At 71.7% G+C, this 14,968-nt stretch carries 15 protein-coding genes; 10 read left to right on the top strand and 5 right to left on the bottom strand.

What is annotated here, in order from left to right; genetic code table 11:
• Window positions 1-4 precede the first annotated feature (4 nt).
• Complete coding sequence (locus tag OHN19_RS26000) at window positions 5-1,033, bottom strand: glycosyltransferase family 2 protein (RefSeq protein WP_330266509.1); 1,029 nt, start codon at window positions 1,031-1,033, stop codon at window positions 5-7.
• Between the two features lie 131 nt (window positions 1,034-1,164).
• Between OHN19_RS26000 and OHN19_RS25995 the strand changes: the two genes are divergently transcribed.
• Together OHN19_RS25995 and OHN19_RS43960 are read left to right on the top strand one after the other, a co-directional pair.
• On the top strand, window positions 1,165-2,625 hold the full coding sequence (locus tag OHN19_RS25995; protein ID WP_330266508.1) for an LCP family protein: 1,461 nt from the start codon (window positions 1,165-1,167) through the stop codon (window positions 2,623-2,625).
• A gap of 23 nt (window positions 2,626-2,648) precedes the next feature.
• Window positions 2,649-2,855, top strand: coding sequence for a GrpB family protein (locus OHN19_RS43960; protein WP_419249580.1), 207 nt, complete (start codon window positions 2,649-2,651; stop codon window positions 2,853-2,855).
• Between the two features lie 76 nt (window positions 2,856-2,931).
• Here the strand turns inward: OHN19_RS43960 and OHN19_RS25990 are convergent, their stop codons facing one another.
• Window positions 2,932-3,495 (bottom strand): acyl-CoA thioesterase, encoded by a 564-nt coding sequence (locus tag OHN19_RS25990; RefSeq protein ID WP_330266507.1) that lies wholly within the window; start codon window positions 3,493-3,495, stop codon window positions 2,932-2,934.
• Between the two features lie 119 nt (window positions 3,496-3,614).
• Here OHN19_RS25990 and OHN19_RS25985 point away from each other — a divergent pair, with 119 nt between their 5' ends.
• On the top strand, window positions 3,615-4,889 hold the full coding sequence (locus OHN19_RS25985) for an LCP family protein (RefSeq protein ID WP_330266506.1): 1,275 nt from the start codon (window positions 3,615-3,617) through the stop codon (window positions 4,887-4,889).
• A 3-nt stretch (window positions 4,890-4,892) separates the two neighbouring features.
• On the opposite strand, the gene OHN19_RS25980 is transcribed toward OHN19_RS25985, so the two are convergent.
• The 3 genes from OHN19_RS25980 to OHN19_RS25970 all read right to left on the bottom strand — a co-directional run bounded on the left by OHN19_RS25980 (window position 4,893) and on the right by OHN19_RS25970 (window position 7,497).
• Window positions 4,893-5,714, bottom strand: a complete 822-nt coding sequence (locus OHN19_RS25980; protein WP_330266505.1) for a class I SAM-dependent methyltransferase — start codon at window positions 5,712-5,714, stop codon at window positions 4,893-4,895.
• An 82-nt stretch (window positions 5,715-5,796) separates the two neighbouring features.
• Window positions 5,797-6,159, bottom strand: coding sequence for a four-helix bundle copper-binding protein (locus OHN19_RS25975; RefSeq protein WP_330266504.1), 363 nt, complete (start codon window positions 6,157-6,159; stop codon window positions 5,797-5,799).
• A 180-nt stretch (window positions 6,160-6,339) separates the two neighbouring features.
• Complete coding sequence (locus OHN19_RS25970; protein ID WP_330266503.1) at window positions 6,340-7,497, bottom strand: acyl-CoA dehydrogenase; 1,158 nt, start codon at window positions 7,495-7,497, stop codon at window positions 6,340-6,342.
• A 189-nt stretch (window positions 7,498-7,686) separates the two neighbouring features.
• Here OHN19_RS25970 and OHN19_RS25965 point away from each other — a divergent pair, with 189 nt between their 5' ends.
• From OHN19_RS25965 to OHN19_RS25935, 7 genes are all read left to right on the top strand, one after another.
• Window positions 7,687-9,030: a UDP-glucose/GDP-mannose dehydrogenase family protein gene (locus OHN19_RS25965; RefSeq protein WP_330266502.1), complete on the top strand. Its 1,344-nt coding sequence runs from the start codon at window positions 7,687-7,689 to the stop codon at window positions 9,028-9,030.
• Between the two features lie 356 nt (window positions 9,031-9,386).
• Window positions 9,387-10,529, top strand: a complete 1,143-nt coding sequence (locus OHN19_RS25960; RefSeq protein ID WP_330266501.1) for a DNA gyrase subunit B — start codon at window positions 9,387-9,389, stop codon at window positions 10,527-10,529.
• Between the two features lie 243 nt (window positions 10,530-10,772).
• Entirely contained in the window at window positions 10,773-11,387 is a 615-nt protein-coding gene (locus OHN19_RS25955) for a hypothetical protein (RefSeq protein WP_330266500.1), read from the top strand.
• Window positions 11,384-12,679: a copper resistance CopC/CopD family protein gene (locus tag OHN19_RS25950; RefSeq protein WP_330266499.1), complete on the top strand. Its 1,296-nt coding sequence runs from the start codon at window positions 11,384-11,386 to the stop codon at window positions 12,677-12,679. Before OHN19_RS25955 ends, OHN19_RS25950 begins: the two co-directional genes overlap by 4 nt.
• Window positions 12,680-12,721: 42 nt before the next feature.
• Window positions 12,722-13,729 (top strand): cupredoxin family copper-binding protein, encoded by a 1,008-nt coding sequence (locus OHN19_RS25945; protein ID WP_330266498.1) that lies wholly within the window; start codon window positions 12,722-12,724, stop codon window positions 13,727-13,729.
• Window positions 13,730-13,839: 110 nt separating this feature from the next.
• Entirely contained in the window at window positions 13,840-14,298 is a 459-nt protein-coding gene (locus OHN19_RS25940; RefSeq protein ID WP_330266497.1) for a hypothetical protein, read from the top strand.
• A complete protein-coding gene (locus OHN19_RS25935; RefSeq protein WP_330266496.1) occupies window positions 14,295-14,966 on the top strand; it encodes a cupredoxin family copper-binding protein in 672 nt (223 codons plus the stop codon). The genes OHN19_RS25940 and OHN19_RS25935 overlap by 4 nt, the downstream gene beginning before the upstream one ends.
• Window positions 14,967-14,968 lie beyond the last annotated feature (2 nt).

Below are 14,968 nucleotides of genomic sequence, written 5' to 3'. Positions count from 1 at the left end.
CGACTCAGACCTCGTTGAGCACGGCGGGCCGTCGCGAGGCGATGACCCGCTTCGCGAGCGAGCGCGGGCTCGTCAGGAAGCCGTACCCCCAGCACATGTGCATGGTGGCGAGGGCCACGGGGATCTGGAGCCGGGCCTTCAGCGGCAGCCCCTTGCCCGCGGGCAGCGAGCCGAGGACGATCGCCGCGAGGTAACCGCCGGGGATCACGAAGCCGAGCGGGGTCAGTGCGGCGCCGACCACGATCCCGGCCGCGATCGCGCACACCGCGGTGGGCGGGGCGAGGTAGCGCAGGTTGATGGAGCCCTCGTGGTAGCGGGCGACGACGTGCCGCCAACGGCCGTAGTCCTTGTACTGCTTGGCGAGGGCCTTCACGCTCGGCCGCGGGCGGTACGACACCCTCAGCTCGGGCGAGAACCAGATCAGCCCGCCCGCCTCGCGGATCCGGAAGTTCAGCTCCCAGTCCTGGGCGCGGATGAACTCCTCGTTGTAGCCGCCCTGTTGCTCAAGGGCCTCCCGCCGGAACACCCCCAGGTACACGGTCTCGGCGGCCTGTGCCTCGCCGCCCGTGTGGAAGGCCGCGTTGCCGACGCCGATCTTCGAGGTCATCGCGGCGGCGACCGCGCGCTCCCAGTCGTTCTCGCCCTCGGCGTGCATGATGCCGCCGACGTTCTGCGCGCCGGTCTCCTCCAGGAGCCGTACGGCGGTCGCGATGTAGTTCGGCGAGAGCATGCCGTGCCCGTCGACGCGGACGACGATCGGGTGCCGGGAGGCCTTGATCGCGGCGTTGAGGGCGGCGGGGGTGCGGCCGGTGGGGTTCGGGACGGTATGGACGCGGGAGTCTTCGCGTACGAGCTCGGCGGCGATCTCGTCCGTGCGGTCCTTGGACGGACCGAGGGCGATCACGACCTCCATCTCGCCGGCGTACTCCTGCGCGAGGATCGCTTGGACGGCTCCGCGCAGATGCCGCTCCTCGTCGAGGACGGGCATGATCACAGAAACGGCGGGGAGCCGCACGTCGGGCTTGGCGTTCATAGGGGGCTCACGTTACCGCGAACGGGGGACACGGACCCGCCCCGCCCGGGGCGGTGCCGGTGGTCGCAGATCGTATCGGCCTACGGTGCTCACGATCCCTCGTTCGGCTGCCCTCGCGGAGGTGTTCCCGCATGCCCACCACGCCGCCCCGCCCCTCCGCCGCCCGCCCTCGCCCCCCGCAGCGCCGCCCCGCCCGGCCCCCCGCGCGACGCAGGCGGCCGCGCTGGGCCCTGCGGGCGGCGACCACGCTGTCCGTCGTCGTGCTCGCCTCCGCCGGGATCGGGCACGCCGTGATGACCAGTCTCGACGCGGACATCGCGCGCGTGGACCCCTTCAAGGACATGAAGAACCGGCCGCGCGCCGGACACGGCATGAACGTGCTGCTGGTCGGCACCGACGGCCGCGACAAGATCACGGAGGCGGAGCGGCAGAAGTACCGGCTGGGCGGCGCGCCCTGCCACTGCACCGACACGATCATGATCGTGCACATCTCGGAGGACCGGGAGCGGGCGAGCGTGGTGAGCCTGCCGCGCGACTCCTACGCGGTGACGCCCGCGCACGTCGACGCAACCACCGGGGAACGCCATCACGGGCATCCCCTGAAGATCAACGCGGCGTACGCGGAGGGCGGGCCGCAGCTGACGGTCCGGACCGTGGAGGCCATGACCCACGTGAAGATCGACCACTATCTGGAGGTCGACTTCACCAGCTTCATGAAGACGGTGGACGTGCTCGGCGGCGTCGAGATCTGCAACGCCGACCCGCTGAAGGACGCGTACACCGGCCTCGACCTGGCGGCCGGCCGGCACCGGCTGATGGGCGGAGAGGCACTCCAGTACGTCCGCTCCCGGCACGCCGACGGCTCCTCCGACCTCGGCCGGATGAAGCGGCAGCAACGCTTCCTCGCCGCGCTGATCGACCGGGCCACCTCCTCCGGGATCCTGCTGAACCCGATGAAGTTCCGTGACGTGACCCGGGCGGTCCTCGGCTCGGTGCGCGCCGACAAGGGGTTCGGCACCGACGAACTCCTCGACCTGGGCCGGGCGATGCGGAACTTCTCCCCCTCCTCCTCGGAGTTCACGACCGTGCCGATCGGCCAGATGGCATACGTCGTCAAGGGCGTCGGCTCGACCCTGAAGTGGGACCCGGCGAAGTCCTCGCAGCTCTTCAGGGCCCTGCGCGAGGACGAGCCGCTCGCCGCGCACAAGTCCCGCAGCAAGGCGCTCCTCGTGCCCGTGTCCCCGCAGCAGATCCGGGTCCAGGTCGAGAACGGCACGGCGACGGGTGGCCTCGGCAAGCGGGTGGACGCGGCCCTGGCCTCGACGGGCTTCCGCACGACGGGCACCCCGGTGAACTCGGCCGACCGCACCCTCAAGCGCACGGTCATCACCTACGACCCCCGCTGGGACCGCTCGGCCCGCTCCCTGGCGGCGGCCCTGCCCGGCAGCGAGCTGCGCGCGGTGAAGGGCCAGGGCGCGACCCTGAAGGTCCTCGCGGGCGCGGACTTCGAGCGAGTACGGAAGGTACGCGCCGAGGACGAACTCCAGGGGGAGTCCGGGGTGGTGACGGGGGACGAGGTGGGGTGCGTGTAGCACGGAGCACGGAAACCGGGTGACTGAGCTCACCCTGGGGTCTTTGTGAGTCGGAGCACATCGGGTCCACCGCGGTCCCGGGGCCGGCGGCCGGGCCGGTCATCGAGCTGATGGCGGCCGTCTATGACCTCTCACACACCCCGGTCCTGAAAGGACGCGCTGCTGGCCGCGCCGCAATCAGCGGCTGCTGCGGGACCACCTGCGGGCGCACCCGAAGGAAGCCCTGCTGAAGCTCACGGACCGGCCTCGGGTGGAGCGGGGGCTGCCGCCTGAACCCGTGCGGGAGAAGGGCTGAGCGGGGCCCCGTCAGTCGTCGAAGCCCTCCGCCGCCCGCTTCTCGCGGAGTTCCTTGATGGCTCGCCGGCGGGCGAGGCGGTGGGTGCGGCGGATCTGGGCCTCCTGGTAGCGGCGCTCGTCGCGTTCCGTCTCCGGCAGGACCGGGGGGACCCGGCGGGGCCTGCCGTCGGCGTCCACGGCCGCGAAGACCAGGTAGGCCGAGCCGACCTGGGTGGCCGGGGTCGACTCGTTCCAGCGTTCGGCGAGGACCCGTACACCGACCTCCATCGAGGTCCGGCCGGTCCAGTTGACCTGGGCCTTCACATGGACGAGGTCACCGACCCGGACCGGCTCCAGGAACGCCATCTCGTCCATGGAGGCGGTGACCGCGGGCCCGCCGCTGTGCCGGCCGGCCACCGCGCCCGCCGCGTCGTCCACCAGTTTCATGATCACGCCACCGTGCACCGTACCGAGGAGGTTGGTGTCGGCCTGGGTCATGATGTGGCTCAGCGTGGTGCGGGACGCCGACGTGGGCTTGCCCGGAATCTCCGGGGCAGCCGGTTCGGCGGCGGCGGCGGTGGCCTGGTCTGTCATGGCCCCCACCCTATGCCGTGATGACAATCCGGGAATTTGTGTCAGCTTGGCAACAGCGCTGACCTGATTTTCCGACGGCCCTTGTATAGGGCCCAGCGGGTACCGGCACACTGGGGCCCATGAACGATTGGCCCGAGGGATGGTCCGGCGACAACCGCGGCGACCGGTACGGACGCGGCAGCGCGAGCGCACAGCCCGAGAGCGCCCGCGTGATGCGGCAGGTCCGCCGCGACCAGGCGCCGCCGTACAACGCCGGCGTGCCCCCGCAGCAGGGGTACGTCAACGGCCAGGGCCACGGCGGTGACTACGACGGCTACGACAGCGGCTACAACACCGGCCAGGTGTACGGCAGCCCCGGCGGCGCCGGCCACGGCGGTCCCGGCGACCCGGTCGGCGGCCGGGGTCCGCGCCCCGCGCCGAACTGGCGCAGGCGGATCAAGTGGACCGCGATCGTGGTGATCACCGGGCTGATCGTGACGACCGTCGGCACCTACTTCTGGGCCGACTCCAAGCTCAACCGCGAGGTCGACCTGTCCAAGGTCATCGACCGGCCGGAACAGGGCGACGGCACCAACTACCTCATCGTCGGCTCCGACAGCCGCGCCGGGCTCTCCTCCGAGCAGAAGAAGCAGCTGCACACCGGCTCCGCCGAGGGCAAGCGCACCGACTCGATGATGATCCTGCACACCGGCAGCAACGGCGACACCCTGATCTCGCTGCCGCGCGACTCGGACGTGGAGATCCCGACCTTCGTCGGCTCCGAGTCCGGCAAGACGTACAAGGGCACCGGCCGGCACGTGAAGCTGAACGCTGCGTACGCCGAGGACGGGCCCGAACTGCTGGTGCGCACGGTCGAGTTCAACACCGGCCTGCGCATCGACCACTACGTCGAGATCGGCTTCGCCGGCTTCGCGAGCATCGTGGACGCGGTCGGCGGCGTCGAGATCGACATCGACAAGGGCTTCAAGGACAAGTACTCCGGCGCCGACTTCAAGGCGGGCAAGCAGACGCTGAACGGCGACCAGGCGCTCGCCTTCGTCCGCACCCGGCACGCGTTCGCCGCGTCCGACCTCCAGCGCACCAAGAACCAGCAGAAGTTCCTCGCGGCCCTCGCCCACCAGGTGGCCACCCCGGCCACGGTCCTGAACCCGTTCAAGCTCTACCCGACGCTCGGCGCGGGCCTGGACTCGCTCATCGTCGACAAGGACATGAGCCTGTACGACCTGGGCTCCATGTTCTTCGCGATGAAGGGCGTCAACGGCGGCGACGGCACCTCGCTGAACATGCCGATCTCCGGGTCCTCCGGAGGCAACCTCGTCTGGAACAAGGCGAAGGTGAAGCAGCTGGTGCAGGAGCTGAACAACGACGAGAAGGTCACCGTCACCGGCAACTGAGCCCTACACCCGCCGCCCCGAGCCGAGCAGCGCGGTGTACGGCAGCACCAACCGCCCCTGCCCGTCGGCGAATTCGGCCGCGAGACGGTCGTACTCCCGCCTGATCTTCAGGACGGTCCCGGGGCTCTGCGAGGTGACGATCAGCCCGATGGTGCCGATGCCCGCGGCGGCCCCGCTCCACCACTCCTCGGCGGTGGGGCGGTGCTCCCAGACCACCTCCGCGCACCGGGCGTCCGCGAGGCCGGCCTCCGCGAGCAGCGCCGCGAACCCCTCCGTCGTACGGCCGAAGTCCTCGTCGGGGTCGAGGCGGGGCAGGTGGTCCGGCGGGACCGCTCCCGCGGCGTCGCAGGCCCGCCCCAGCAGCTCCATCCCGCTCTGGCGGCCGCCGGCCCACACCGTCAGGGCCATCGTGCCGCCCGGGCGCAGCACCCTGCGCAGCTCCGCCAGAGCGGTACGGGGGCGGCCGACGTGGTTGAGGACGAAGTTGCCGACCACGGCGTCGAACTCGGCGTCCGGGTAAGGGAGTTCGGGCAGCACGCCGATTCGTGCGTCGACCCCGGCCGTGCGGGCCGCCGCGACCATCCCGGCGTCCGCGTCCACCGCGCTCACCCGCGCCCCGCGTGCCAGCGCGGCCAGGGCCGCCGTACCGGTGCCGGTGCCGACGTCCAGGACGCGCGTGCCCGCCGCGATCCCGGCCGCGTCCAGCAGCGCCCGCACCGGATGCGCGCACAGCCGGGCGAAGCTGCCCGCGTACGCCTCGCTCCGCCCCGACCACATCGTCCGCTCGGCCGCGTCGAAGGCCTCGGTCGCACTCGTACTCGTCATGACGCCAGCCTGCCCCGGGCGTGATCGAGGGCACCCGGCGGGGTGCCCTCGACAGCGGCCGACGGGTGCCGGCCCGCGGGTGTCACATCGCCATGCCCGCCATCGCCCGACAGGTCTCCATACAGCGGCGACACGCCTGCGCGCACCGCATCATCTGGGGATCGTCGGGCATGGCCATACACGCCTCGGCACACGTCTCGCACGCCTTGGCGCACATCGCGCACATCTCCGCCGACATGGGCGAGCGGCGCATCATCATGTCCGCGCACATGCGGGTCATGTCGGCGCAGTCCATGAGCGCGCGCATGATCTGCATCTGCGCCTGGCCGCCCATCTGCATGCAGGAGCTCATGGTCTCCTCGCAGACGCTGTGGCACTCCATGCAGGCGGCCACGCAGTCCTGCATCTCCTTGCTCATCGCGGACATGCTCTCGGCCTGGGTCATGGCTCCTCCTGGTGGCGCGGGAGCCCGGGGCGGGCCCCGTTCCCTTCCGTCCTACGCCCCTGCCGGGCGGGGCGCCATCGGACGGACACACCAATCCACCCCGAAACGCCCCACCCGCGACACGACAAAAGCCCCCGGAACACCTCCGGGGGCTCAGTCGTCGCCGCAACGGGCCGTCGGCTACGGCAGGTTGCGCGCCATGACGATCCGCTGGACCTGGTTGGTGCCTTCGTAGATCTGCGTGATCTTCGCGTCGCGCATCATCCGCTCCACCGGGTAGTCCCGCGTGTAGCCGTATCCGCCCAGCAGCTGGACCGCGTCCGTGGTGACCTCCATGGCCACGTCGGAGGCGAAGCACTTGGCCGCGGCGCCCTGGAAGGTGAGGTTCTTGTCGCCGCGTTCCGAGGCGGCCGCGGCCTGGTAGGTCAGGGCGCGGGCGGCCTCGATCTTCATGGCCATGTCGGCGAGCATGAACTGGATGCCCTGGAAGTCGGCGATGGCCTTGCCGAACTGCTTGCGCTCCTGGACGTAGCCCCTGGCGTAGTCCAGGGCGCCCTGGGCGACGCCGAGGGCCTGGGCGGCGATGGTGATGCGGGTGTGGTCCAGGGTCTTCATCGCGGTCGCGAAGCCGGTGCCCTCCTCGCCGATCATGCGGTCGGCCGGGATGCGGACGTTGTCCAGGTACACCTCGCGCGTGGGCGAGCCCTTGATGCCGAGCTTCTTCTCCGGCGCACCGAAGGAGACGCCCTCGTCGGACTTCTCGACGACGAACGCCGAGATGCCCTTGGAGCGCTTGGTGGGGTCGGTGACGGCCATCACCGTGTAGTACTCGGACTCGCCCGCGTTGGTGATCCAGCGCTTGACGCCGTTGAGGATCCAGTGGTCGCCGTCGCGGACGGCCTTGGTCTTCATGCCGGCCGCGTCGGAGCCGGCGTCGGGCTCGGAGAGGGCGTAGGAGAACATCGCGTCGCCCTTGGCGAGCGGGGTCATGTACTTCTTCTTCAGGTCCTCGGAGCCGGAGAGGATCACCGGGAGCGAGCCCAGCTTGTTCACGGCGGGGATCAGGGAGGAGCTCACGCAGACGCGGGCGACCTCCTCGATCACGATGACCGTGGCCAGCGCGTCGGCGCCGGCGCCGCCGTACTCCTCGGGGACGTGCACGGCGTGCAGGTCGTTGGCGACCAGCGCTTCCAGGGCCTCGCGCGGGAAGCGGGCCTCCTCGTCGACCGCGGCGGCGTGGGGCGCGATCTTCGCCTCCGCCAGCGAGCGGATGGCGTCCCGGAGCATGTCGTGCTCCTCGGACGGGCGGTACAGGTCGAAGTCAGCCGATCCGGCCAAGGTCTCTCACGCTCCAAGGACGCTGCGATGCCTGTGCTAATTACCGTTAAGTAACTCAATTTTATGGGTCCGCTCACGGGAGTGATACGTGAGCTTGGCGACAGGCGGGAACGACAGGGGGAAAACTGCCCGTCGCACGCCCCGACTATGCTCGGGCACCGCACGACCGCAGACCCGTCTGGAGACCCCATGAGCCTCAAGATCACCGTGATCGGCACCGGCTACCTCGGCGCGACACACGCCGCGGCCATGGCCGAACTCGGGTTCGAGGTGCTGGGGCTCGACGTGGTGCCCGAGAAGATCGAGATGCTCCAGCGGGGCGAGGTCCCGATGTTCGAGCCCGGTCTGGAGGACCTGCTGCGCAAGCATGTCGCCGGGATCGAGGGCTCCACCGGGAGGCTCCGCTTCACGATGGACTTCGCCGAGGCCGGCGCTTTCGGTGACGTCCACTTCGTCTGTGTGAACACGCCTCAGCGGCACGGCGAGTACGCCTGCGACATGTCGTACGTCGACTCCGCGATCGCCTCCCTCGCCCCGCACCTGACCCGCCCGGCCCTGGTCGTCGGCAAGTCGACGGTGCCGGTCGGTTCCGCGGACCGCCTCGCCCGCTACCTGGCCGACCACTCCCCCGCGGGCGCGGACGCCGAGCTGGCCTGGAACCCGGAGTTCCTGCGCGAGGGGTTCGCGGTGAACGACACGCTGCATCCGGACCGGATCGTGGTCGGTGTGCGCAGTGAGCGTGCGGAGAAGGTGCTGCGTGAGGTGTACGCCACGCCGCTCGCCGAGAGCACGCCGTTCGTGGTGACCGACTTCCCGACCGCCGAGCTGGTGAAGACCTCCGCGAACTCCTTCCTCGCCACGAAGATCTCCTTCATCAACGCGATGGCGGAGATGTGCGAGGCCTCCGGCGGCGATGTCGCGAGGCTCGCGGAGGCGATCGGGTACGACGACCGGATCGGCAGCAAGTTCCTGCGGGCCGGGATCGGCTTCGGCGGGGGCTGTCTGCCTAAGGACATCCGCGCCTTCATGGCCCGTGCGGGTGAGCTCGGTGCCGACCAGGCGCTGACCTTCCTGCGCGAGATCGACTCGATCAACATGCGTCAGCGCGGGCAGATGGTGGAGCTGGCCCGGCAGATACTGGGCGGCGGGCCGTTCCTCGGCAAGCGGGTCGCGGTGCTCGGGGCCACCTTCAAGCCCGACTCGGACGACGTGCGCGACTCCCCCGCGCTGAACGTCGCCGGGCAGATCCACCTCCAGGGCGGCCAGGTCACGGTCTACGACCCGAAGGGCATGGCCAACGCCCGCAGGCTCTTCCCGACGCTCGGCTACGCCGACACGGCCATCGACGCGGTGCGGGGCGCCGACGTCGTCCTCCACCTCACGGAGTGGCGCGAGTTCCGCGAACTGGACCCGGCGGCCCTCGGCGAGGTAACGGCCGCGAAGACCATCCTGGACGGCCGCAACGCCCTGGACCCCGCGCTGTGGCGCAAGGCGGGCTGGACCTACCGGGCGATGGGGCGACCTACGGCCTGAGTACGGGGCGGTGCGCCGGCCGGCGGCCTGTTCACCCGGCGGTGGGCCGGCCGGCAGCCTGAGTACCGGGCGATGAGCCGGCCCCCGGCCTGTGTACGGCGTGATGGGCTGCCGGTTCCTGGCAACGGCTGCGCCCGGTGAATCAACGGCCCTGGGGGCGCCGGGAATTGGGCCGTGTGCGGCCCGGGCGGGGGTGCGGAGGGCTTGCGGCGGGGTTCCGGGAGCTCGTGGCCGACCGCCTCCCGGTGGGCCCTCACCCGACCGTCCACGCCTTCGGCATACCCGCCCTGACCTGGTGTTTTTCCGGAATTCGCCTAGGCTGACGAGGTCTGTCCGACGGCATCACGGGAGACCTCATGGGCGAGGAAGCCAGCGAGTACGACGCCAGCCAGATCACGGTCCTGGAGGGGCGGCACGCCATCCGGAAACGGCCGGGGATGTACGTCGGGTCCACGGGTGAACGCGGCCTGCGCCACATGGTGTTCTACGTGGCCGACAGGGCCTTGAACGAGGTCCTCCTCGGCTCCGCCACCCGCGTCGACATCACGTTCCTGGCCGACGGCGGGGTCCGGGTCGCCGACGACGGACCGGGCGTCCCTGTGGAAGCCGCGGGGCACACCGGGGGCCCTGGCCTGGAGACGCTGCTGACGCATCCCCTCACCGGGCCGGACACCGGTGGGCGGCACACCCTGATTTCGGGGGCCTTCAGCCTCGGCCCCTGCGTCACCAACGCCCTGTCGAGCCGGCTGACGGCCGAGGTGCGGCGGGAGGGGACGCGCTGGGTCCAGGAGTACGCCCGCGGGGCCGCGCTCGCCCCGCCCACCGCCACGGGCCCGGCGAGCGGCAGCGGGACCACGCTCACCTTCAGGCCCGACGCCGGCATCTTCAGGACGACGGAGTTCGTGTTCGGCGTCTTCGAGGAGCGCTTGAGGGAACTGGCCTTCCTGAACCGGGACTTGGACGTCTCCCTGACCGACGAACGCGTTGCGGGCGAGCCCCGTTCGGCGCGGTTCCGGTTTCCGGACGGGGTAAGGGAGTTCGTCGCGGTCCTCGGCGCGGAGGCGGGAGCGGCCGTCCATCCGGAGGTCATCGCCTTCGAGCGGGAGACCCCGGCGGCGACGGTGGACGTGGCCCTGCGCTGGTCCGCCTCGCGCGAGGAGCGGGTCCGGGGTTTCGCGAACAGCTGGCCCACCTCCGAGGGCGGCACCCACACGCTGGGCTTCCGGGACGGGCTGGCGGCCGCGGTCAACGCGTACGCGCGCGAGCGGCGGCTGTTGACGGCCGCGGACCCCGATCTGAGCCCGGAGCGGATCGGCGAGGGCCTGACGGCGGTCGTGTCGGTGAAGCTGGACCGGCCCGAGTTCCTCGGTGCAACGCGCGGCAGGCTGGGGAACCCCGCGGCGCTGCTGTGTGTCGCGGAGACCGTACGGGAACACCTCGGCCGGTGGTTCGAGGAGCGGCCGGAGCAGGCCCGTGCCGTCGTCGGCCGGTTCCTCTGAGGCGCCCGCCGGACCCCGCGCTTCGGCATATGCCGCCTTCCCCGGAATCCTCAACACGAGTTCGATTTGCATTCGAGTACGGTGGCGAATTGACCGTTCTCACAGACCATGACCCCGCAAAGGAGAGGTAGGCAACGATCGGTTAACCAACGCGTAGCCAAGCGGAATCCGCCCTCCACTCCACTGTTCGTCATTCGCCGGATTCTTCCGTCGGATTGACCTGAGCATGTCAGGAGTGGAGTCATGCCCTTGTTCCGCAGGGCGGTTTGGCCGCGTGACCATCGTGACGAACTGGTCGCCGGGGCGCTCGTCGGCGCGGTGGTGATCGTGCTGGGGTACGCGTCGGGCATCGGCGCCCCCGGGGCAGCCGAGGCCGCGGTCCCCCCGGCCGTGGTACCCGCGACCACCGCGCCGGCGACCGTGCCGACCTCCGCCCCTGAAGCGGGCCAAGTCCCGGTCGGGTCCGGTGAGTTGCCGGCCTACGGCGGGGGCTACGCGGACCTCGGAAACGGCGGCGGAGGCCTCGTGCCCGGCACCGCCCCCGTCGGCCAGGCGGGCGGCCCCGCCGGAGGGCACGACCACGGCGGCTCCGGGCACGAGAGCCCGCCGCCCGCGGCCACCCCCACACCCACCCCTACGCCCACGCCCACCCCGACGGACACCTGCGAGGACGGCGAGGTCACCCTCGTACAGCCCCTGCTCGTCGGCCTCACCGAGCCCGTGCTCGGCCTCCTGGGCACCGCGAGCACCTCGCCCTCGCCCTCACCCACGCCCTCCCCCTGCGTCGGCCTCGCCCCCGTCTCCAGCCTCCTCGGCGGCGTCCTCGCCACCTCCCCGCAGCCGGAGGCGACCCCATGAGGCGCCTGCTCCTCCTCGCCGCCCTCCTGCTGTGCGCCCTGCTCGGCACCGCCCAACCCGCGTCCGCCCACACCGAGTTGGTGACCTCCTCCCCCAGGGACGGAGCCACGCCGGCGAAGGCCCCCACCCACCTCACCCTCACCTTCGACGAGGCCGTAGACCTCGCCGACGTGCGGGTGCTCACCGTGGACGGAGACCGCTTGCCGGTGTCCCGGACCGCACACAGGAACGTCGTGCGGGTCGCGCTCGGCAGCCCCGCGGACGGGAGGTTCGCGCTCGTGTGGTCCGTCGTGGACGAGGAGGACGGGCACGCCTCCTCGGGCCGGATCGCCTTCGCCGTCGCCGCGAAGGCCACCCCGACCGGCGGCGACGAGGTCTCCGCTCCCGCGCCGTCCCCCTCGGTGCGCAAGGGCCTCGTCGCCGTCCGCTGGACCGGCTATCTCGCGCTGGCCCTGTTCGTCGGCGGGCTCGCGTTCGTCGCGCTGCTGTGGCCGGGCGGGGCGTACGAGCCCCGGGCCCGGGCGCTGCTCGGACTCGCCTGGACGGTCGGTCTCCTCGCCACGGTGGCGACGGCAGGCCTCCAGGGCGCGTACGCCTCCCTCGGCGGCCTGCGCGACGCGCTCCGCCCCGCGACCTACGCCGATGTCCTCGCCACCCGGCCCGGTGTCGTGCTCGCCGCCCGCGGGCTGATGTGGGTGCTCGCGGCCGTGGTGCTCGCCGCACTGCTCCAGGGTGCCGCGCGCTCGCCGGGCTGGCGGGTGGGCGCGCTCGCGGTGACGTTCGGGCTGCTGCGCACCACCGGTATGACGGGCCACAACTCCGAGGGCAGCGAGCCCACTTGGGGCGCCGTCGCCGACTTCGTGCACCTGCTCGGGGCCGCGCTGTGGATCGGCGGGCTCGCCATGCTCACGCTGGCGGTGCTGCCGCGCCGGCGGCCCGGCGAGCTGGCCGAGGTGGTGCCGGGCTACGCGCGGCTCGCGGCACTGAGCGTCACCGGCATCGTCGGCGCCGGGCTGGTGCTCGCCTGGCAGGTGGTGGGGTCGTACGACGCCCTGCTGCACACCTCGTACGGACAGCTGCTGCTCGTCAAGACGGCCGTCCTCGGATGCGTCCTGGTGGCCGCGTACGCGAGCCGCCAGTGGGTGCGCACCCGTCTCGATCTCGCCGTGCTGCTGCGCGGCGACGCCGCCACCGTGCGGCCCTTCGGTTACTCGGTCGCGGCCGAGACGGGGCTGGTCCTCGTCGTGCTCGCCGTGACGAGTCTGCTGGTCACGGCCGATCCCGGCCGTTGAACACCATGGGAAACAACTCCCTGGGAAACAAAAGGAGTTGAAGTGAAAAGAAGCGATGAGACCGGCGACCGGCCGCGTACTCGGACGGCCGGCAACCGGTCCTTGCTGGTCGCGGGGCTCGGTGCCGCGCTCGCGGCGGTGCTGAGTCTCGGGCTGCTGAGCGCGGCCACGGGTTCCACGACGGCCTCGCAGCAGGCGGCGGGCGCGGCTCAGGCGCCCGCTGCCGCCGCGGCCGACATGAAGGCCGCCGCCGCCCCCGACCACCAGGTCGACATCACGGGGTACAAGTTCGGCGACGGCAAGCAGTTGGTCGTCGAGGTCGGACAGACCGTCCGGTGGACCAACCACGACAGCGCGCCGCACACCGTGACCACGACGAAGGCCCCGGTGGCCTTCGACTCGGGGACCCTGAAGCAGGGCCAGTCGTGGTCGTACACCTTCACCAAGGTGGGGACGTACGAGTACTACTGCGCGGTGCACCCGGACATGGTGTCCTCCGTGAAGGTCGTGGCGGCCTCCGGTGGTGGCGGTACGACGCCCAAGCCGACCCCTACGCCCACGCAAGCCCCCACGGGCACGCCCACGGCCACCCCGACGGCCGCCCCCACTCCCACCCCGACCGGCATGCCGACTGCGCACCCGACGGCCACCCCCACGGCCACGCCGACCGGCGGCACCGGTGGCGGCTCCGGTGAGCAGTGCGCCAGCATCCGCAACGAGCTCCTGCCGATCCTCCAGCACCTCTACGCGGCCCACCTGGAGGAGTCGCCCGGTCAGCAGGTGCAGGACGCGCTGGCGCTCGACTCGTACCTCAAGATGCACACGGTGTGGATCGAGTCCATCCTCAAGCCCGCCGTCAGCGACGGGGGTTCGGTGGCCGACGACACCCTCACCGTGCTGCTTCAGCACATCTACTCGGCGCACCTGGAGGAGTCGCTCGGGCAGCAGGTCACCGACCTGCTCGACGTCGACAGCTACGTGAAGATGCACACCGTCTGGGCCGGGCACATGCTCACGCCCACCACGGACTTCCTCACCGCGAGCTGCTGACGCATGGGTGAACGCCGCTCCGGCCGAGGCTCAGTCGGCCGGAGCGGCGTTCGCGGTCCATTCTCCACACGCCCACCACATTTCGGGAACCGCTTTCCAAGGAGTTGGGGATGACAACCGTCACTCTGCCCACCGTGCCACCACCCCGCCGCCTCACCGTCCCCCCCGGCCGCTCGCTCGCCGAACTCACCGCCTGGTTCGGCCCCTTGCCCGTGCGGCGACGGCGGATCCCCCTCGCGGCAGCGGCCCTGACCCTGCCCGCGGACGCCGGACAGCCCGCCTTCCGCTTCGAGTTCGACGACCGCGAACTGCGGGCCGTCCTCAGCTCCGAGCGGGTCGAGGACCTGCCCGGCGACCGCCTCCAGCTCACCGCCGACCTCGATGTCGACGGCACGCCCTTCCCCGTCCTGCTGCGGCTGCGGGTGGTCGACCGCGCCGAGGACCGGCTGCTCGTCGTGGGCACGGCCCGGCTGCCGTACCGGCTGCTGCGCCGGGCCACCGGGTTCCGGCTGCCGTGGCGTCTTCCGGCCACGCGGCTCAGGCTGCTGGTCGCGGCGGAGTTCGCGTGAGGGCGCTGCTGCGGGCCGCGGCCGCGCTCGCCCTCCTCACGGTCTGGCTGCTCCCGGCGGACCGGGCGTCGGCCGCGTCCTACTCCGTCGCCATGAAGGGCTACGCCTTCTCGCCCGCCTCGCTGAGCGTGCCCGCCGGCTCCACGGTCACCTGGACCAACTACGACACCGCCCCGCACGACGTGAAGACGACCTCGGGCCCGCTCTCGATCCACTCCCCCATGCTCGACAAGGGCGAGAGCTGGAGCTTCACGTTCACCACGGCCGGTACCTACGGCTATGTCTGCACGGTCCATCCGGACATGACGGCCGGGATCACGGTGCGGGCGGCCCCGGCCCCGGCCCCGGCTCCGGCTCCGGCTCCGGCGAGGACGTCGGCGGCAGCGCGAGAGCACGTGCACACGGCACCGGCCCGGACGCCGTCACGTACCGCACGCTCGGCACCTGCGATGACGATGCCGTCGCCGACACCGACACCGACACCGACGGCGCCCGCCGCGGCCGTACCGCAGACGGCGACGCAACCGGCCGCGACCCAGGCGACGGCTGCCACGGCGCGTCCGCTGGATCCCTTGCTGGTCCTGGCCGGCCTGGTAGCCGGGGTGGCGGTCCTGTGTCTCCTGCTGGTCGGTTCGAGGACGTCCCGGGCACGGCAGGAGGCGCCCTGACA

The organism is Streptomyces griseorubiginosus (assembly GCF_036345115.1).
GTDB classification, from domain to species: Bacteria; Actinomycetota; Actinomycetes; order Streptomycetales; family Streptomycetaceae; genus Streptomyces; species Streptomyces griseorubiginosus_C.
This window is presented reverse-complemented; position numbering and strand designations above follow the sequence as displayed.

Excerpts from the sequence above, each read along its gene's own strand:
- OHN19_RS25940 (WP_330266497.1), top strand. The coding sequence starts at position 13,840 with ATGACAACCGTCACTCTGCCCACCGTGCCACCACCCCGCCGCCTCACC.
- OHN19_RS25960 (WP_330266501.1), top strand. The coding sequence starts at position 9,387 with ATGGGCGAGGAAGCCAGCGAGTACGACGCCAGCCAGATCACGGTCCTG.
- OHN19_RS25965 (WP_330266502.1), top strand. The coding sequence starts at position 7,687 with ATGAGCCTCAAGATCACCGTGATCGGCACCGGCTACCTCGGCGCGACA.
- OHN19_RS26000 (WP_330266509.1), bottom strand. The coding sequence starts at position 1,033 with ATGAACGCCAAGCCCGACGTGCGGCTCCCCGCCGTTTCTGTGATCATG.
- OHN19_RS25990 (WP_330266507.1), bottom strand. The coding sequence starts at position 3,495 with ATGACAGACCAGGCCACCGCCGCCGCCGCCGAACCGGCTGCCCCGGAG.
- OHN19_RS25955 (WP_330266500.1), top strand. The coding sequence starts at position 10,773 with ATGCCCTTGTTCCGCAGGGCGGTTTGGCCGCGTGACCATCGTGACGAA.
- OHN19_RS25985 (WP_330266506.1), top strand. The coding sequence starts at position 3,615 with ATGAACGATTGGCCCGAGGGATGGTCCGGCGACAACCGCGGCGACCGG.
- OHN19_RS25995 (WP_330266508.1), top strand. The coding sequence starts at position 1,165 with ATGCCCACCACGCCGCCCCGCCCCTCCGCCGCCCGCCCTCGCCCCCCG.
- OHN19_RS25975 (WP_330266504.1), bottom strand. The coding sequence starts at position 6,159 with ATGACCCAGGCCGAGAGCATGTCCGCGATGAGCAAGGAGATGCAGGAC.
- OHN19_RS25980 (WP_330266505.1), bottom strand. The coding sequence starts at position 5,714 with ATGACGAGTACGAGTGCGACCGAGGCCTTCGACGCGGCCGAGCGGACG.
- OHN19_RS25950 (WP_330266499.1), top strand. The coding sequence starts at position 11,384 with ATGAGGCGCCTGCTCCTCCTCGCCGCCCTCCTGCTGTGCGCCCTGCTC.